This window comes from Streptococcus sp. 9.1, from assembly GCF_016648815.1.
GTDB classification, from domain to species: domain Bacteria; phylum Bacillota; class Bacilli; order Lactobacillales; family Streptococcaceae; genus Streptococcus; species Streptococcus salivarius_E.
On record NZ_JACLQS010000003.1, the window covers coordinates 1 to 19,073 of the forward strand.

Annotated in this window: 17 protein-coding genes, 3 tRNA genes and 1 rRNA gene; 4 read left to right on the forward strand and 17 right to left on the reverse strand. The window is 37.9% G+C overall.

Annotated features, from left to right (window positions below):
- The 16 genes from H7T93_RS03235 to H7T93_RS03310 form a co-directional block, all read right to left on the reverse strand.
- A 16S ribosomal RNA gene (locus H7T93_RS03235) occupies positions 1-76 on the reverse strand; the annotation flags it as partial.
- Positions 77-436: 360 nt separating this feature from the next.
- Positions 437-2,416 (reverse strand): ATP-dependent zinc metalloprotease FtsH, encoded by a 1,980-nt coding sequence (gene ftsH / locus H7T93_RS03240; RefSeq protein ID WP_049553502.1) that lies wholly within the window; start codon positions 2,414-2,416, stop codon positions 437-439.
- Between the two features lie 19 nt (positions 2,417-2,435).
- Positions 2,436-2,978 carry a hypoxanthine phosphoribosyltransferase gene (gene hpt, locus H7T93_RS03245; protein ID WP_002883962.1) on the reverse strand — a complete coding sequence of 181 codons (543 nt, stop codon included), beginning with the start codon at positions 2,976-2,978 and terminating at the stop codon, positions 2,436-2,438.
- 81 nt (positions 2,979-3,059) lie between these two features.
- Complete coding sequence (gene tilS, locus H7T93_RS03250; RefSeq protein ID WP_084915162.1) at positions 3,060-4,325, reverse strand: tRNA lysidine(34) synthetase TilS; 1,266 nt, start codon at positions 4,323-4,325, stop codon at positions 3,060-3,062.
- Positions 4,325-5,617, reverse strand: a complete 1,293-nt coding sequence (locus H7T93_RS03255; RefSeq protein WP_201041622.1) for a serine hydrolase — start codon at positions 5,615-5,617, stop codon at positions 4,325-4,327. Before H7T93_RS03255 ends, tilS begins: the two co-directional genes overlap by 1 nt.
- Positions 5,614-5,745, reverse strand: coding sequence for an SP_0009 family protein (locus tag H7T93_RS03260; RefSeq protein WP_021144772.1), 132 nt, complete (start codon positions 5,743-5,745; stop codon positions 5,614-5,616). Before H7T93_RS03260 ends, H7T93_RS03255 begins: the two co-directional genes overlap by 4 nt.
- Entirely contained in the window at positions 5,745-6,116 is a 372-nt protein-coding gene (locus H7T93_RS03265; protein ID WP_002886276.1) for an FtsB family cell division protein, read from the reverse strand. Before H7T93_RS03265 ends, H7T93_RS03260 begins: the two co-directional genes overlap by 1 nt.
- Positions 6,100-6,375 carry an RNA-binding S4 domain-containing protein gene (locus tag H7T93_RS03270; RefSeq protein ID WP_002883975.1) on the reverse strand — a complete coding sequence of 92 codons (276 nt, stop codon included), beginning with the start codon at positions 6,373-6,375 and terminating at the stop codon, positions 6,100-6,102. Before H7T93_RS03270 ends, H7T93_RS03265 begins: the two co-directional genes overlap by 17 nt.
- A gap of 185 nt (positions 6,376-6,560) precedes the next feature.
- Positions 6,561-10,067 (reverse strand): transcription-repair coupling factor, encoded by a 3,507-nt coding sequence (gene mfd, locus H7T93_RS03275; RefSeq protein WP_059749056.1) that lies wholly within the window; start codon positions 10,065-10,067, stop codon positions 6,561-6,563.
- Positions 10,060-10,629 carry an aminoacyl-tRNA hydrolase gene (pth, locus tag H7T93_RS03280; protein WP_037597255.1) on the reverse strand — a complete coding sequence of 190 codons (570 nt, stop codon included), beginning with the start codon at positions 10,627-10,629 and terminating at the stop codon, positions 10,060-10,062. The genes mfd and pth overlap by 8 nt, the downstream gene beginning before the upstream one ends.
- A 72-nt stretch (positions 10,630-10,701) precedes the next feature.
- On the reverse strand, positions 10,702-11,817 hold the full coding sequence (ychF, locus tag H7T93_RS03285; RefSeq protein ID WP_175057339.1) for a redox-regulated ATPase YchF: 1,116 nt from the start codon (positions 11,815-11,817) through the stop codon (positions 10,702-10,704).
- A 209-nt stretch (positions 11,818-12,026) separates the two neighbouring features.
- Positions 12,027-12,218 (reverse strand): DUF951 domain-containing protein, encoded by a 192-nt coding sequence (locus H7T93_RS03290; RefSeq protein ID WP_037599384.1) that lies wholly within the window; start codon positions 12,216-12,218, stop codon positions 12,027-12,029.
- 51 nt (positions 12,219-12,269) lie between these two features.
- Entirely contained in the window at positions 12,270-13,406 is a 1,137-nt protein-coding gene (gene dnaN / locus H7T93_RS03295) for a DNA polymerase III subunit beta (protein ID WP_049528165.1), read from the reverse strand.
- Between the two features lie 154 nt (positions 13,407-13,560).
- Complete coding sequence (gene dnaA, locus H7T93_RS03300) at positions 13,561-14,925, reverse strand: chromosomal replication initiator protein DnaA (protein ID WP_037599382.1); 1,365 nt, start codon at positions 14,923-14,925, stop codon at positions 13,561-13,563.
- 237 nt (positions 14,926-15,162) lie between these two features.
- Complete coding sequence (locus tag H7T93_RS03305) at positions 15,163-15,930, reverse strand: ParB/RepB/Spo0J family partition protein (protein ID WP_037598566.1); 768 nt, start codon at positions 15,928-15,930, stop codon at positions 15,163-15,165.
- A gap of 65 nt (positions 15,931-15,995) precedes the next feature.
- On the reverse strand, positions 15,996-17,231 hold the full coding sequence (locus H7T93_RS03310; protein ID WP_002892211.1) for a S1C family serine protease: 1,236 nt from the start codon (positions 17,229-17,231) through the stop codon (positions 15,996-15,998).
- Positions 17,232-17,436: 205 nt separating this feature from the next.
- Between H7T93_RS03310 and rlmH the strand changes: the two genes are divergently transcribed.
- A complete protein-coding gene (gene rlmH, locus H7T93_RS03315; protein ID WP_037598563.1) occupies positions 17,437-17,916 on the forward strand; it encodes a 23S rRNA (pseudouridine(1915)-N(3))-methyltransferase RlmH in 480 nt (159 codons plus the stop codon).
- 16 nt (positions 17,917-17,932) lie between these two features.
- Entirely contained in the window at positions 17,933-18,616 is a 684-nt protein-coding gene (locus tag H7T93_RS03320; protein ID WP_002892206.1) for a YoaK family protein, read from the forward strand.
- A gap of 25 nt (positions 18,617-18,641) precedes the next feature.
- Here the strand turns inward: H7T93_RS03320 and H7T93_RS03325 are convergent.
- A tRNA-Arg gene (locus tag H7T93_RS03325) sits at positions 18,642-18,715 on the reverse strand.
- A 186-nt stretch (positions 18,716-18,901) separates the two neighbouring features.
- Here H7T93_RS03325 and H7T93_RS03330 point away from each other — a divergent pair.
- Positions 18,902-18,973, forward strand: a tRNA-Glu gene (locus tag H7T93_RS03330).
- A 22-nt stretch (positions 18,974-18,995) separates the two neighbouring features.
- Positions 18,996-19,069, forward strand: a tRNA-Asn gene (locus tag H7T93_RS03335).
- The last annotated feature ends 4 nt before the right edge of the window (positions 19,070-19,073 follow it).

The following is a 19,073-nucleotide window of genomic DNA, read 5'->3' on the forward strand; positions in this document are numbered from 1 at the left end:
CTCTTCAGCGTTCTACTTGCATGTATTAGGCACGCCGCCAGCGTTCGTCCTGAGCCAGGATCAAACTCTCATTAAAAATTTTAATAATTGTTCGAGCGTTAACTCATTACCGTCGTCTGACGATTTATTCTTGTAAATTGACAGGTTATAATTCTTCTATCATAACCCTGCACTTGGTTTCTTATTCAGTTCTCAAAGGTCTTTGTCTCTCTTAAGACAACTTCTATATTCTAGCAAATCTAGAATGACTTGTCAACACTTTTTTGAAGTTTTTTCACTTCTCGTGTCCGCTGTCTCTCCCGAAACAGCTTATTTATAATATCATCTCTAGCTTGTCTTGTCAATAACTTGTGTTGATTTTAATTTTCTTTTTTTATAATACTTTTTAATAGTATTTCTTCTCTCGATTTATCTAAAAAAAGAAGAGTAAAACTCCTTACTCTTCTTCATCTTTATTTTTATTTTCAATTCTTTCTTTGACTTCATCGTAAGATAGGGCATGATTATCTTCTTCTGAATCTCCAAGAGAATCCTCCGGCATCTTACCAGTCTCATAAATTGACTTGATTTGTGCAGCATCAAGTGTTTCATACTTAAGCAAAGCTTCTGCAATGAGTGCATGTGTTTCTCGGTTTGCATTGATAATTTCAGCTGCTTTGTCATGTGCCTCAACTAAAAGTGATCGAATTTCTTCGTCAATAAGTTGAGCTGTATGAGCTGAGTAAGACTTATCTGTCGTAAATTGTCCTGGATTCATCGCATGATTACCTTCATATTGGACTGGTCCAAGTTTTTCGCTCATACCATATTCAGTAACCATTGCACGTGCTAACTGTGTTGCTTGCTCAAAGTCATTTGAAGCGCCTGAGGTTTGAACGTTGAAAATAATTTCTTCTGCAACACGTCCACCCATAAGACCTGCCAATTGTTCTTTTAGCTCATCTTTAGATGACAACATCTGATCCTCTTTTGGTAGAGAAATCATATAACCACCTGCGCGACCTCGTGGAACAATAGTAACCTTGTGAACATCACGAGCGCTAGAAAGTGTTAAACCAACAATTGTATGGCCGGCTTCATGGTAAGCCACAACTTTACGTTCGTGTTCTGAAACTTGGCGGTCTTTCTTAGATGGTCCAGCAATAACACGATCCTCTGCTTCGTCGATATCACTAGCATCAATTTTAGTCTTACTACGTCGTGCAGCAACTAGGGCTGCTTCATTCAAGACATTCTCTAAGTCAGCTCCAACAAAACCTGGAGTTTGTTGAGCAACAACTTTAAGGTCAACATCTTCAGCCAATGGTTTATTCTTGGCATGGACTTTCAAGATAGCTTCTCGGCCTTTTACATCTGGGCGACCAACAAGAACTTTACGGTCAAAACGTCCTGGACGTAGGAGGGCTGGATCAAGAACATCACTGCGGTTGGTTGCAGCAATAACAATGATATTCTCATTTCCATCAAATCCATCCATTTCTATCAACAGTTGGTTAAGGGTTTGTTCACGTTCGTCGTTACCGCCGCCCATTCCAGTACCACGACGACGACCAACCGCATCGATTTCATCAATAAAGATAATAGCACGTTCGGCCTTCTTAGCGTCTTCAAAAAGACTACGAACACGACTTGCTCCGACACCGACAAACATCTCTACGAAATCAGAACCTGAGATACTAAAGAAAGGAACATCTGCTTCACCAGCAACAGCTTTAGCAAGCAGAGTTTTACCTGTCCCTGGAGGGCCTTCAAGGAGAACACCCTTAGGGATACGTGCACCAAGTGCTTTATATTTACGTGGATTTTTGAGGAAATCTACGACTTCTACAAGTTCTTCTTTTTCTTCTTCCGCACCAGCCACATCTGTGAAACGAACTTTAATATTCTCTTTTGATTGAGTCTTAGCACGGTTGCGGCCAAAATTCATAGCACCGCGGTTACCGCCTTGATTCATCATGAAAAGGAAGAAAATAGCAATCCCAATCAAAGGTAGGTAACTAAAAAGATATGAAATCCAAGCACCACTTGAACTTTCACGTATCATTTTAACATTAACATCAGCTGCTTCTGATGCTGACTGCAATTTCTGCATGGTTGTTTCATTCTGCAGCACAGTCGATGTAAAGCTACGTGTCTCTGATGATGCACTACCTAAAAATGGTAGACTAAGATCAGTATCAACCTTTTCGGCCTTTTTGTAGCTACCTTTAACTTCAATGATACTACCGTCTGGCTGATAAGTGATAGATTTTACCTTACCATCTTCAATTTTCTTAACCAACTGTGTGTAAGACAATTGTTGACTTGGGCTTTGGCTTCCTCCTGCAAAGTATTGTACTCCGGTTACAACCGCAATAATAACTATGATGTAGAGAAAAGCGTTCCGTAAGAAGCCATTATTATTTTTATTATTCATAAATTAATTAGACCTTTACTTATTTTGTATAAATTTCTTCTTTTAGGACACCGACATAAGGGAGGTTACGGTATTTTTCATCATAGTCTAGTCCGAAACCAACGATAAATTCATTAGGAACATCGTAACATACGTAATCTGCCTCAATATCAACAACACGACCTTCTGGTTTATCAAAAAGAGTTGCGATTTTGACTGAATTGGCTTTACGGTACTTGAACATATCTCGAAGATAAAGGAGCGTACGACCTGTATCAATGATATCTTCAATAAAGATGATGTCTCGTCCTTCAACATTAGTGTCAACATCTTTAAGAATCTTTACTTCACCACTGCTGACAGTTCCACCACCATAACTTGAAACGACCATAAAGTCCATCTCAATATGGGTATCGATATGTTTGATAAGTTCTGCCATAAATGGAACAGCACCTTTCAAAACACAGACTAGTAGAGGATTTTTCCCCGCATAATCCTCTGTCAATTGTTGTCCTAGTTCTTTAGTTTTAGCTACGATATCCTCTTGGGAAAAGAGGACTTTTTTAATGTCTTTTTCTAACATTTGGGTTCCCTTTCTCGAAGTCAATGTTCTGTTATTATACCACTTTTACTTCAATCATCGTTATTTGAACATGGTATTTGATTAGAAATTCTTATAAATGACTACAGTGCCATAAAGTATAGCATTTTCAGGTCTTTTTTTCAAATAGAGACGCCCAGCAACATAAAGAAAAATAATCTGGCCATCTTGTTCTCCTATAATGGCTTTTTGACGATCCTTCTCTAAAATCTTATTGTCTATAAACAGTCGTCTTAATTTTTTATGGTGACTACCAAGGTCAATCTTATCTCCTTCTTTTCTATGACGAATCACTATTGGGGCATCTGACCAAATGCTAATAGCATCTGTGTTAGAAACGTCATTGAATTCTGAAAAAGTCAAGGTATAATCCTCAAACTCAACAGATTTTCCAAATTCTAAGAGACAAGAAGGGGATAAAGAGATAACCTCTTCTTTCCTTACTAGGAAAGAAGTCTGTGTTTTTACTAGTTCGTAACCATTTTTTAGGGGTATCTTCCCTGAACCATTTTTTCTTAGATAACTTATCAATTGATTAAATTGGCCTTTAGAAAGCTGTAAATCAGGAAAGGTATCTAAATAGTTCTGAAGAAGAAAGAGCTGGACAGGATCTGACTGTTGCTGAAAAACAGATAAATCAGTGATAGTAATATCCTTTGTTAACTCCCCTAAAGCTTGCTTCATAAGACCAATCTCCTCGGCTAAAAGACAAAGGTGCTCCTTAAATTTAGGATTTTCCTGAGATAAGGTAGGAAGATAGGACAGTCTGATGCGATTCCGAAGATAGGCTAGTGACGTATTACTCCTATCCTCAAAATGGAAAGTTACGGGAAGCTGATCTTTCGTAAGATGCAAAAAGGGACGAATAATCTGACCAGTACCAAATGGTCTGATAGCTGAAATTCCTGTCAGGTGTCTTAAACGACTTCCTCTCAACAGTCTCATAAAAATCGTCTCTGCTTGATCATCTGCATGATGGGCTGTTACAAGAGCAGAGTAATCATAATCTTTCATGACCCGCTTAAAAAACTCATAGCGAAAGGTACGGGCAGCATTTTCTGAAAACTTTCCTGAGAAGGCACTATAGTGAAAAGGGACCTTATGTTCCTCTGCCCAATGACGTAAATACGCTTCTTCATGCTCCGACTCTTGTCGTTGTTTATGGTTAACGTGAGCAATCCCCAACTGAATATCCAAATCTTTTTGATGGTTATACAAAAAGTGCAGCAAACTCATAGAGTCTGCTCCACCTGATACTGCTACTAAAATTTTCTTGTGCTGGTTAAAATAACCCTTGGCTTGCATCATTTGCAACAATTTTTGTGTCATTATTTTAAAATTCCATAAACATCATCTGCAATTGAGGTGATTTTGTCATAGCCCTCTTTATCCGTAAAAATCGATAGAATAAAGGGAGAATCTGCATAAACAATAGCGACGTCATGTTTAAAGTCGTAGGCATCACCAATTTTATGAGCGACAGGCACATCAATGTTTTTGGAAATACGTTCGCCATCATAGTCCGTACTTGAAAGATAATTGATAATATCTCCATTTTGTCTATAAACAGCCTCCATCAAAGTACCTGCGGCTCTAGCAGTCAACTCCTTTTTATCCATATTCCACGAAGTCGCTGCGGCTTTATCTACTGATTTTTGGAAGGCCTTGTCATACTGATTGGTTACATAATAACCTAATATATTTGTCGCTACATTATCTGAGTTTTGGGCTACAGCCTTTAACAGATTTTCCAAGCTATAATTCTTATCATCAGGTATCTTACTAATCTTTCCAGAACCATCTGGATCATAGGCACCTGGAAAACCATGCACAGCTGCGGTATATTGATACTCATCTGATAATGATAATTTTTTTTGAGACAGACGTTCCTGTGCATAATAGAGTACTCCAAGCTTGGCTACGCTTGCTGCATACATGCTTTTTTCGTCATTGATAGCAGCTACTCGGTCCGTATCAAGCTGTTTAACATAAACTGAGATGCGCTCTTGATTGTTATACTTCTCATTAAGGACTTTTTGAACAGCCTCGATGCGATTGTCAGTCGTTGATAAATCAGAAGCGTTGATCCACCCCTCACCGTCTACCAAATAGTAGGTCCCTGCATGCGTCTGAGCTGCTTGGCTAACCTTAATGGGTTTAAAACTAGCGAGTTTGGAGTCAGCTTTTTCAGTTCCTAAAACGTAAGGTTCTTTGTATACCGTTAAACCATCTTTAGTCCATAAGGTCATATCTACTGGTTTTTCATTATAGATACTGTCGTCTACAATTGATTTCTGACTAGCGGCTACATAATCACCATCTTGAAGTTGGAAAACAGGCTCACCTTTAGCATTCCAAAAAATAGCAGAAATTGATAGTTTGGTATCCGCTTGGATACTGGTTTTAAATTCTGTTAAATCCTTGTTCTTATAAGTTAGGATAGTTGTTATCGTTCTTGGATTTTTAGGAATCTGTTTAAATTGAGCCAAACTAGCTGTAGTATTTTGAGTCAATTTTTGGACCTGTTTTTGGGTCAGAGTTAGCTCCTTCTCCATAGGAAGTAAGACTAGGGGGCTAGAAGATACAAGCACAACAGTTGCAGCTATTAAGAGCTTTTTCATGCTTGCTTCTTCACCTCCTCTTTCCTCGGTAATTCCATTTTAAGTTGCTGATTTTTTTCTGATAGTTCCTCTAACTTGGCTTCTGAATAGGTTAAAAAAGTTTCTACAGTTTTTAGTAAATCTTTCATTAGGGTAATAAGCTTGGTACAGGATAGATTGACTCTCCTTCACGTGAATAATAGTACTTAGCACGCGCATATTTCTCGGCGAAAGCATCATCCTTAAGTTTCTTAGCCAAATCCTTTCGTTCCTTTGTCTGATCCGACAATTTATCATAGTCTTTCTGAAGCGACAAGACTTCCTTCTCTTGCTGTTTGATATTCATATAGGTCTCAACCAGATTATAGGTTGGCAAGATAAAGAGTAAAACAACCACAAAAAGAATCCACCCCATAAAGCGATTCCTTTGTTCGTGTTCGGCACGCTCTAATCGTTGCTCTTGATTGGCATTATCAATGTAATCGTTCGTAAGCTGTACAATATTAGGCTTCTTGCTCATCTGCTTCAATCCTTGTTTCACTTATAATCTCGTACATTTTTGCCGCATCTTCTTTTTTAGTACTGTCTTTCATTTCTAAAACACGGACAGTTAAAAGTTTATTTCCAAAACGAACTTCCACTTGGTCACCAATTTTTAAATCTGTAGATGACTTAGCGAGTACTCCATTTACTTTTATACGTCCTTTATCAGCTACTTCTTTAGCAACTGGACGGCGTTTGATAATTCGTGATACTTTTAAATATTTGTCTAATCTCAATGTTACTGTTTCCTTTTCGTTAGGATATCTCTTCTATGATAGCATTTTTTTGAGAAAATAGGTGACTAAAGCCTTTTCAAGTACAAAAATAAGAGAATCGACACTAGTCGACCCTCTCAGGAGATTTATGAAAAAGAAAAGTTTTAGGATATTTTATAGTATAGAGAGACTTACTTAAACTTTCCTTAAGCTTCTTTTTTTTCTTTACGTTCTTTGATTTCCATAAATGTCTGTCCAAAAATTTTTAATTCTTCAAGAATCTCATAGTCTTTCTTGTTACGAACATCAAAAGTAATCTCTACTTTCCCTTGGTTATCACTGATTTTTGCTTTTAAATGCGTTTTAGAGATGGCTTCGAAATAGTCTTGAGTCAAGAAGAATTTAAGAGAGGCTTTTTCGAAACGAACAATAATAGTATCGTTCTTACGCTCGACTAATTCTGCAAAGGCAGCATCCAAATAGGCCTTAACCAGACCAATCTCAATGAGATAGGCAACTTGGTCTGGATATTCTCCAAAGCGGTCAATAAGCTCATCTTGAAGGTCTTGATAGTCTTTCTGATTCTCAATTTCTCGAATACGCTTATAAATTTCAATTTTTTGGCGCTCGTCAGAAATATAGTCAGAAGGGAGGTAAGCATCAATCTGAAGATTGAACTCTGCATTTCCTTTACGGCGAACTTGAGTTTTACCTTGACGTTTATTGATAGCCTCTTCCAAGAGTTGCGAGTACATTTCGAATCCGACTGAGTCGATGAAACCACTTTGAGAAGCACCAAGAATGTTCCCGGCACCACGAATTGATAAATCACGCATGGCAATTTTGAAACCTGATCCCAGTTCTGTAAATCCCTTAATAGCATCCAATCGCTTCTCAGAAACTTCCGTCAACACTTTGTCAGGACGATACATGAGATAGGCATAAGCAATTCGATTACTACGCCCCACACGACCTCTCAACTGATAAAGAGTAGATAAGCCCATATGATCTGCATTCTCAATAAAGAGCGTATTAACGTTGGAGATATCAATCCCTGTCTCGATAATGGTCGTTGCTACCAAAACATCGTAATCACCATTCAAGAAATCCAAGAGGGTATTCTCCAACATAACCTCACTCATCTGACCATGAACAAATCCGATACGTGCTTCAGGGACTAGCTCATGTAGTTCAGAAACTTTTTGATCAATGGTTTCAACACGATTATAAACATAAAAAATCTGGCCGCCTCGGTCCATCTCTCTTAATATCGCTTCTCGAATAAGACCAGGATTGGTTTCCATAACATAAGTTTGAACTGGATAACGGTTGGTAGGTGCTGTCTCAATAATCGACAAATCACGAATACCTAACATAGACATATGAAGCGTACGAGGAATAGGTGTCGCAGTTAGCGTAAGTACATCAACCCTAGCCTTCAACTCCTTAAGTTTCTCTTTATGCTTCACGCCAAAACGTTGTTCTTCATCAATTACTAGCAAGCCTAAGTCAGAAAACTTAACATCTTTGGACAGCAGGCGGTGGGTACCGATAATAATATCAATACGCCCTTTAGCTAAATTTTCAATAGTCTCATTTTGCTCTTTTTTACTTCTAAAACGACTGAGTTCATCTACCTCAACAGCATGATTTTCAAAACGTTCTTTAAAATTCAAATAATGCTGGTGGGCAAGAACTGTTGTAGGAACTAGGATAGCAACTTGCTTTCCATCATTGACCGCCTTGAAGGCAGCACGCATAGCTACCTCTGTCTTACCAAAACCAACATCACCAACCAAGAGACGATCCATGGGTTTGTCTGACTCCATGTCTGCCTTAATTTCCTTGATAGAACGCAATTGATCCTCTGTCTCAGCATAGGTAAAATCATCTTCGAAATCCCTTTGGTTATCATCATCTGGTGAAAAAGCAAAACCTTTAAGTTGACTACGCTCAGCATAAAGTTTTAAGAGATCATCGGCAATATCCTCTACTTGCTTGCTTACTTTTTGTTTAGTCTTTTGAAAACGCCCATCATTGAGTTTATTAATTTTAGGCTCTTTTCCGTCCGCTGATACATACTTAGAGAGACTCTCAATCTGCTCAACAGGTAGAGAAATTGTTGCAGCATCCTGATATTGGATGGTCAAGTAGTCACGATGCACCCCTTTAATCTCAATAGTCTCAATACCTTTAAATTGACCGATACCATGAGTCTGGTGTACAACATAATCACCTTTTTCAAGTTCATTGTAATCTTTGAGACGCTCTGCATTGGAAACGTGACTGGCACGCGCACGACGTTTTACTTTTTTATGAAAAATCTCACGTTCAGTGACAAGAACAAGCTTTTCATCCGCAAAGTAAAAACCATTGGATAAGTTTCCTAAGACTAACTGAGGCTTATGAGGGATCAAATCTCCAAAACTACTAAGGGGTAAATCTAAATCATATTCTTCCAAGGTTTCCTTCAAAGATTTGAGCTGCTTCTCAGACCCCACTTGTAAAATAACTGTTGCCTTATTCTTGGTATAGCGATGTATTTCATCAACTAGAAGTGGGAACTGGTTAAAGAACTCTTGCATAGGGTATTGCGTGAATTGATACAACTTATCAAATTTAAGATTTCCCAATCCCTTATGAAAATTCGAAAAGAAACTAGCTGGCTGATAGTTACGTAAAGTCTTAAATGAATCCACTAAGTAATTTAGATGACTCAGAGACTTGCCCTGATGAAGATCCTCAGTTAAAAGATTAGCCACTTCCAACTCAAGACGTCCATGGCGGTCCACTATCTTTTGAAAATCATCAATGAATACAGGAGTTCCCTTTGGAAGGTAGTCAAATAAGGTGTAAGCTTTATCATAAAAGAGAGACAAAAACTTACGTAAATCTTTATGACGGTAACCATCAATCGTAACTGACAGAACTTCCTCAAGGTAAGCTTTATGAGGACCTTCTGCCTTCGAGACCGCACTTTCTAGGGCCTTCTCAGCACGTTGGTAATCTTCTCTTGTTAAGATAATATCATCTGCCGGAGATACGATAACATGCTCTAAATTGTCTAAAGATTTTTGACTATCGCTATCAAACTGACGAATACCATCAATCTCGTCTCCAAAAAATTCTAAACGGTAGGGGAGTTCTGCAGTCAGTTCATAGATATCTAAAATATCGCCCCTACGACTAAACTCACCAGGTGAGAGAACCTGCTCTACCCTTTGGTATCCAATATGAGTCAGATGCTTACTGAGAGCCTCTAAATCATGTTCTTCCCCTAGTGCTAAGTTAATACGAGAGTCTTTATAAACCTTAGGGTTAGGCAAATGTAACTTAGTCCCAACTAAACTCGTGACCAAAACCCCACTGGCCTCTTTATCTATTAAAAAATTAAGACTTTCGAGACGAGAATGGGTCTTTTCTGGAGAAGCGAAGATAAACTCTGCAGCTACTACATCATCTGCAAAAAAAGAATAAACCTTATCCTCTCCTAAGATAGCTGACAAATCTCCTGTTAGTTGCTCAGCTTCATTTTGTGTTGAAGTAACGATTAGAATCTTAGGAACCTGCTCAGAAAGGGCAGATGCCATGACAACTGCCTTGCTGGAACCAGAAAATCCCATAACCAACTGTCTACTCAATAAAGTTACTTTATCACGCCACTCAAGCAATTGAGGATTCTTCTCAAAAAGATCTAATAGGGTATTAGCCATTATAACGCCTCATGGTGTCTTCGAAATCATTGGTTTTAAGGTAATGATTGAGGGCCGTCTCTACCTTGTCTAAAGTCAGTAAAATTGTGGCATAATCATCTTCACTAAATTTTCCAAGGACATGATTAACGACCGTCATTCCTTTCTGTGGACGGCCAATACCAATTTTTATACGGTCAAATTCTTGAGTGCCAGTTTCAGCAATGATAGATTTAATACCATTATGACCACCCGCTGAACCTTTTTGACGAAAGCGCAATTTCCCAACTTCCATATCTAAGTCATCGTAAATGACGATAAAATCCTCCATGGGAATATTGTAATAAGCTAGTAATGCTCTAACAGCTAGGCCAGATAGATTCATAAAGGTTGTTGGTTTCACAAAATAAACCTTCTCACCATTTAAAAAGGTCGAAGCCACTTCAGCCTTAAAGGTCCTTTCTTCAGAAAAAGTTAATCCCAGTTCCTTAGCCATTAGGTCAATAGCCATAAAACCAACATTGTGACGTGTCTCATGGTATTTTGAACCAGGATTTCCCAAGCCAACTACTAATTTTGTCATTATTTCTCCTCTTTGATAAACAGCAAAAGGACTGAAAAATACTTTTCAGCCTTGTGCACTATTTTTTATTTTCTAAACGTTGAAACGGAATTCCATGATGTCGCCATCTTGGACAACATATTCTTTTCCTTCTTCACGAAGGCGACCAGCTTCCTTAACAGCTTTCTCAGAACCATATTTAATGAGATCATCGTAAGACATGGTTACGGCACGGATAAAGCCTTTCTCGAAGTCAGAGTGGATAATTCCGGCTGCCTGTGGTGCCTTGATACCGCGTTTAAAGGTCCAAGCACGCACCTCTTTTTCACCAGCAGTGAAGTAAGTTCCAAGACCAAGCAAGTGATAGGCTGCGCGTGTCAGTTTATCAACTCCTGATTCTGTCAAACCAAGGTCTTCTAGGAACATCTCCTTATCTTCATCATCCAATTCAGAAATTTCTTCCTCAACACGTGCTGAGATAACAACTACTTCTGCATTCTCAGTCGCTGCAAACTCGCGAATTTGTTTGACATAATCAATATCATCAGGATTTGCGACTTGGTCTTCATCAACATTAGCCACATAAAGTACTGGTTTTGTTGTCAAGAGGAAGAGTCCCTTAACAATTTTTTGCTCTTCCTCAGTAAAATCAATCGTACGTGCAGACTTACCATCTTCTAGAACGGGTTTAATCTTTTGAAGAATGTTAAACTCTGCTACAGAATCTTTATCTTTTTGTGTACGCGCAATTTTTTCGACACGCGCATAACGTTTGTTAATTGATTCAAGGTCAGCCAAAATCAATTCTAGATTGATTGTATCAATATCAGCCATCGGATCTACAAAGGCATCCTCACGCCCTTGTTCACGCATAACGTTTTCATCATCGAAAGAACGAACCACATGGACAATCGCATCTACTTCACGAATGTTCGCCAAGAACTTATTTCCAAGACCTTCACCCTTTGATGCTCCTTTTACGATACCCGCAATATCTGTGAACTCAAATGTAGTTGGAACTGTCTTTTTAGGGGTAATAAGTTCAGTCAGTTTCGTCAAACGCTCATCTGGTACCTCAACCATACCTACGTTTGGATCAATTGTCGCGAAAGGATAGTTAGCAGCTTCCGCACCCGCTTTTGTAATTGCATTGAAAAGAGTTGATTTACCAACGTTTGGCAAACCGACGATACCTGCTGTTAAAGCCATTAATTTATTTCTCCATAAAAAAGTAATTCAGTTAATTATAACACAAAAATTGTTAAAAATAGGCAACTTCCCTTTGAGAATCATAAAAAGGAAAGCAAGGCAAAGAATGCTATAAAGAAGATGATTAGGGACTTTAGAAAGTCTTTATATTGCTAGTGAAGTAATTTTCTTAACATAAAACTCTTGTTATATAGTCTCTCCAACACCTGTTACAAAACCTTCTTAAGTTTCTTCTCGAAATCATGACGACTCATCATGACCACATGATCACAATTCGTACAACGAATCTTAATGTCAGCTCCAAGACGTATTACTTCCCATTCATTAGCTTTTTTTCCTGTTGCTTTGATAGTACAAGCATGTGGTTTTTTCATTTCAACTAAACTTCCAATTTGGTACATAAATTCCCTTTCTAGTAAAAAAGTTATCCACAGTGGATAACTTTTTCGATTTTAGTTTGTTCTTACAGGTGTAATCAATTGAATAAAATTCTCACTGTCATCTGCTGGCGTCAATGTAAATGGACGTACTGGTGAAATGAAACGTACACGGACAGTCTCACTCTTAAGAGCTTTCAAAGCATCTATTAGGTAGGTTGGATTGAAACTAATGACCAAATCTCTACCTGAAACATCTTGCACGTCAATGTCCTCATTCACCTTTCCGACTTCTGGCGAATTAACATGGGCACTGACACTACCATTAATGATTTCGAGTTTAACGGTACCACTTTGACTAGCATTAGAAATCAAATATGAACGTTCCATAGCAGAACGAAGGCTAGCAGTCTCAAAAACAACTTCTGTTTCAAATGAATCGGACAAGAGACGATTAGTGTCTGGATAATTTCCTTCAAGTAAACGTGTATAGAAAGAAATTGTTTCACTACGGAATAGAATTTGATTTATTGAGAAGAAGACCTCTAAGTTTTCAATATCATCGCTAAAGACTGCCGACAATTCTTTAAGTGAGCGACTTGGGATTACGACATCAAAGTTATCTGCAGAATGTTCCAGAACAAGTTGACGTTGACTCATTCGGTGAGAGTCAGTTGCTACAGCTTTGAGATCTTTATGATTTGAAAGAACAAAGTGAACTCCGGTTAAAATTGGACGACTTTCTTGTGTGCTTGCTGCGAATGAAGTTTCAGCAATGATAGATTTTAAAACTTTTGTGTCCATGAGTAATGGTGTCAAGCTATCAACTTCCTGAATACGGGGATATTGTTCAACATCTTTCCCTTTTAAAGTAATCTCTGATTTACCACTCTTTAGTAAAACTTGGTATTGTTCGATTTCTTCAAAAGTAAGGGTAACATCAGGCAAGCTTGAGACAACATTAATGAAAAAGTTTGCTTCCAAAAGGATACTACCTGGTTGTGTAATTAATAGACCTGCATTTTCCTCCGAAACTGAGATACTATTTTCAATTGAGATTTGCCCGTTTGATCCTGTCAAATAGATACCATCACTGGTAACTTCGATTTTAATCGTCGATAGAATTGGGATAGCATTTTTAGAAGAAATAGCACGGCGAGTCGTATGAAGTGCTTGTAAGAAATAAGCTTTATTAATCGCAAATTGAATCATGATGCTCCTTTATTTTATTAGTATTATTTTAGTAGTAGTAGTAGGTCTTGTGTACACTGTGCATAAGTCTACAAAACATAGTTTTATCAAGGCTTTGAACTTGTGCACAGCCTGTGGAAGAGTTTGAATGATTTTTAATAGTTATCCACAAGTGTCATTTTATCTTGTTTTTGATGGTATCAATTTCAATGCGTAAACTGTCATCTTGGGCAATCATATTTTTGATTTTATTGTATGCATGTAAGACAGTTGAGTGGTCTCTTCCGCCAAATTCTTTTCCAATTTTTGGAAGGGAGTTATCAGTCATTTCACGCGCAAGATACATGGCTACCTGACGTGCCAAGACAATATTTTGTGTTCGTTTAGTTGCCTTAATCTCTTTTACAGTGACATTATAAAATTTCCCTACCTCAGTTTGGATATCCTCAATCGGAATAAGAGTTAACTTAGGACCATCCATTTTACGTGCGCGAATGGCTTCGGCAGCTACCTCAACTGTGATAGTATCTAACTGGCGAACATTGGCAACTAAGCTAATATCTTTTAAGGCCCCCTCCAAGTCACGGACATTTGAATCAAATTGGCCAGCTAAATACTCAATTGTTTCAGGAGGAAAATGATAATCATAGTCCATAATCTTATTAGTAAGAATGGCCACTCGCGTTTCAAAGTCAGGTGGTGTGATATTGACGGTTAACCCCCATTTAAAGCGCGTGACAAGACGCTCTTCCATCTCGTTCAATTGATCTGGATTACGGTCGCTGGTCAGGACAATTTGTTTGTTATTATTGTGAAGGACATTGAAAGTATTGAAGAATTCCTCTTGAGTGGCTTGCGTTGATTTTTTAGCCAATGATTGAATATCGTCAATTAAGAGAACGTCCAGATGACGATATTTAAGTTTTAGTTCGTCCATTTTATCTAAACGGATATGTACAACAAATTCATTAATAAAATTCTCTGCAGTAATGTATTTAATGCGTGCTTGAGGATTATCATGTAAGACCTTGTTTCCAATGGCATTGAGCAAGTGAGTTTTCCCGAGACCAGGTCCTCCGTAAATAAATAGAGGGTTATAAGTAGCTCCTGGTGAATCAGCTACAGCTAAAGATGCAGCAACTGACCAACGATTTTCATCCCCTTGGATAAAATTATCAAAGGTATACTTACTATTTAAGTCTGAGTCCAATGTAGGAAGAGCAGGGGTCTGCTGTTCCTTTTTATTACCAAAGTCATTATTTGCTACAGTTGAATTTGCCTCGTTTATGAGCGCTTCGTCAAAGACGTACTCAACTTTTATTTCACTATTATAGGCTTCAAAACCAGCCATCAAAATGAAAGATTGCATATTCTTTTCCCAGAATAGCTTTTTGACTTCTTCAAGCAGAATTGTAGCAACGTTATTTTGAACTTTGATGAGCTTGGTGTCTAGGACATAATAATCAAAAGTGGCTTGTGTTAGTTCCTCTTTGGCCAGCTCTAAGAGCTTATTCCAAAAAAAATGCTCTTTTTCGGTCATTCCATCAATTCTCCTTCTTTATTCTTGTTCTCTGATTCTATCATAAAACAAAAAAGTTTTCCACAGGTCAGAAGATAAAAGTTTTTCGAGTTATCCACAGCTAAAAAAAGACAATTCACATTGTACACAAGAGTTATCCACAAGTTGTGAATAAAAAAAGAAACCCTCGTAAATAAAGGGAGGGCAACATTTTTATGATGTGGATAAGTTTGTTTCTTTTTCTCATCAATTCACAGGTCAAATTAGCTTGTTGATAATTCTGTTAAAATCTTCCTCCGTCGAAAAGTGGATCTGAATAGTTCCAGAGTGATTTTTGTGATAACGAAGAGTAACGGGGAGACCAAGTGATTTTTCTAGTTCTTTTTCTTTATCTTTTATGTGAATATCTTTTTTTGATTTTTGTTTTTTAGGAAGTTCTTGAAGTCTTTTTTCCAGAGTACGAACGGACCATTTTTCAGTAAGCACCTGATGATAGATAGTTAATTGCTTTTGGGTATCCTCAACAGATAAAAGCGCTCTAGCATGTCCTTGACTCAGTTTGCCATTTTCGATACTTGTCTGTATCTCTTTGGGAAGTTGGAGGAGTCTGAGAGCGTTACTGATATAGGGCCTGGATTTCCCCATAGCTTTTGCCAGTTCCTCGTGACTGTAAGCTAACTCATTAATTAAACTACGATAGGCCTTTGCTTCTTCAATAGGATTGAGATTCGAGCGTTGTAAATTTTCAATAATAGCTTGTTTACGACTCTCTTGATCTGAGACTTCCTTTACGACTGCAGGGATTTCTGTCATTCCCAGACGTTTACAGGCACGTAAACGTCTTTCCCCAGCAATTAGTTCATAACCAATAATGTCCGATTTTCGGACAATGATTGGCTGTATCAGTCCATTTTCAGCGATTGATTGGCTTAGTTCTGCTAATTCTTCATCAGAGAATTCTATACGAGGTTGAAAAGGATTTGGGTAGATTTCACTAATAGGTAAAGCTTTGAGTTGTTCTTGCATGTTATTCCTTTCCAAAAAAGACCTTTACATTATTGTAAAGGTCTTTTGACAGATTTGTCAATGACTTAGTCAGATAAGTCTTCTGTAGATTTTGTTAATTTAAGTTCTTCAGTTTTCTTCTCTTTACCACGATAGAAGGTTACCTTGATTGTATCTCCGATACTATGGCTGTAAAGATTGGTTTGAATATCAGTTTTTGAGCTGATTTCCTTACCGTCAATTTCAGTAATAACATCATTTTCTTGAAGTTTACCGTCAGCTGGCATACCTTTTTGAACGCTACCGACAACAACTCCAGATTTAACTTCATCTGGTAAATCTAATTTAGAAGTTGCACTGCTAGAAAGGCTATTAAGATCGGCCATTGAGATTCCTAGGGCTGGGCGTGTAACTTTACCGTCTTTTTCCAATTGATTAATGATTTCGACAACATCGTTTGATGGAATGGCGAATCCCATACCTTCAACGGCACTACCAGCGACTGCTGACGTTGATGAAATCTTACTTGAGTTAATACCGATAACTTGTCCTTCAATATTGACTAAGGCACCACCAGAGTTACCAGGGTTAATGGCAGCATCTGTTTGGATAGCATTTGTTGAGACAGTTTCACCATTGTCGTTTTGCATAGTTACGGTACGGCTAAGGCTAGATACGATTCCCTCTGTTACTGAGTTGGCGTATTCGGTACCAAGTGGGCTACCGATAGCAATTGCCTTTTCACCAACTGTGAGGGAGTTTGAATCTGCAAATTCTGCGACGGTTTTTATTTTATCTGAAGAAACTTTGACAACTGCTAGGTCAGAGTAAGTATCTTTACCAACGAGTTCACCAGTAATTTTTGATCCATCTGAAAGCATGATTTCAAGTTTTTTAGCACCATCAACAACGTGGTTGTTGGTTACGATGTAGGCCTCTTTCCCATCTTTTTTATAGATAACACCGGAACCTTCACCAGCGACTTGCAATCCATCAGAATCTTTTGATTTGTCTTGGCTAGAATCAGAACTATCATCTCCACCAAAAATACGACCATAAAGTTCATTTAGGGAATCTGAAGATGAGCCTTCTTGGTAATTGATGACAGAAACAACGGCATTTTGTACTTTCTTAACGGCCTTAGTTGTATCTGTTGTATTGTTGTATACGGTCTTAGCTGTTTTAACACCTGTATCTGTTGTATTGGTAAAAGATACCCCTGCTGCTGTTAATAGGATAAAGGCACCTAGTAGACCACCTAGTAAGCCAATAACAAGCATTGCAATTGGCGCTACTATTTTTTTCCAGTTAAATTTTTTCACGTTTAGTCCTCCTTTTTGATAAACATATCAAAGTAAGCTTAATTATATCATAAAGTGATTTTAAAAAACAGTTATCAACAGTCTGTGGATAAGTTTCAAAAAGTGTAGATAAAAAGCGATTTTATAAGGATAACTATAGATGCTTGACACGAAAAAGGTGTGGATAAGGTGTTAAAAGATTGTGGATATGTGCTATAATAAGCCTATGAAAGTTAAATTGATTACCGTTGGAAAACTGAAAGAAAAATATTTGAAAGATGGCATTGCGGAGTATGTCAAACGACTAGGACGCTTCACAAAATTTGAATCTATAGAATTAACGGATGAAAAGACGCCAGATAATGCAAGTGAAGCTGAAAATAAAGCTATCCTAGACAAAGAAGGACAGCGTATCTTGGCTAAAGTAGGTGATCGTGATTATGTCATTGCCTTAGCTATTGAAGGAAAACAATTTCCCTCGGAACAATTTGCTAAAGAGTTAGAGCAAGTGACCCTTAGAGGCTATTCAGATATTACTTTTATTATAGGGGGCAGTTTGGGACTCTCTCCAACAGTAAAAAAGAGAGCTAATCGATTGATGAGTTTTGGTCTCTTAACATTCCCTCATCAGCTTATGCGCCTTGTATTAGTAGAACAAATTTATCGTGCATTCATGATTCAGCAGGGAAGTCCTTATCATAAGTAGAAAAAAGGAAACAGACATGTTCAGAATGAAAAAACGCTCCTATCGTGTTTTTGAAGGATTACGAGTAGCAACTCTAGTTAGTTATATAGGAGGCTTCATTGATGCCTATACTTACAATACTCAAGACGGTCGATTTGCAAGTATCCAGACAGGCAATCTCCTCTATTTGGTCATTCACCTTGTTGAGGGGCATATTGCAAGAGCTTTTAGCTATGTAATACCTATCTTTTTCTTTGTTTTAGGTCAGTTTTTTGTTTTTTTTGTTAAGAAGTGGCTCATTAACCATAAGTGGGGATGGCATTTGCAAGCGATTAGACTTGCCCTTCTCTTGATGACTATTCTTGCAATTATTACACCATACGTTGATTCTACTATTACGATTGCAGGCTTGGCATTCTTCGCCTCTCTTCAAGTAGGTATTTTTAAGCGAGTCAGAGGTGTAAATTATGCTTCCTTTATGATGACTGGTAATATTACTAATACTTCTTTAACCATTGCTAGGGCTATTGACGAGGGTGATGCCAAAGCGCTTAAACAAGCTTCTTATACAACTATTATCATCTTTACATTCATGGTAGGAGTCGCAGCCTCAACTTGGTTTGCTCAATATTTACATGAATACAGCCTATATACGACTTTGCTTCCCTTGTTTGTTTTAAATTATTTCTTATTTATCGAGGCAAAAGAAAAACGCAACTAGAGATTCTAGAATGCGTTTTTTTATCTGATCCCAGCAGGATTCGAACCTGCGACCGTTCGCTTAGAAGGCGAATGCTCTATCCAGCTGAGCTATGGGACCAATAACTCTATTAGTTTACAAAATATATAGCAACATGTCAATACTTTGTAAAAGCAAGATAAAAACGAACGTAAAATTCGAATAAATTTAGCAAAATTTAATATTTTTTTTGAAAAAAAGTATAGACAAAATCGAATACTCTGATATAATAATAAGAGTATTAACGAGATAAAAATCTCAGAACTTGGTCCGTTGGTCAAGGGGTTAAGACACCGCCTTTTCACGGCGGTAACACGGGTTCGAATCCCGTACGGACTATTTTTGCTACTTAGCAGTTTTATCCGCCATAGCTCAGTTGGTAGTAGCGCATGACTGTTAATCATGATGTCGTAGGTTCGAGTCCTACTGGCGGAGTGAT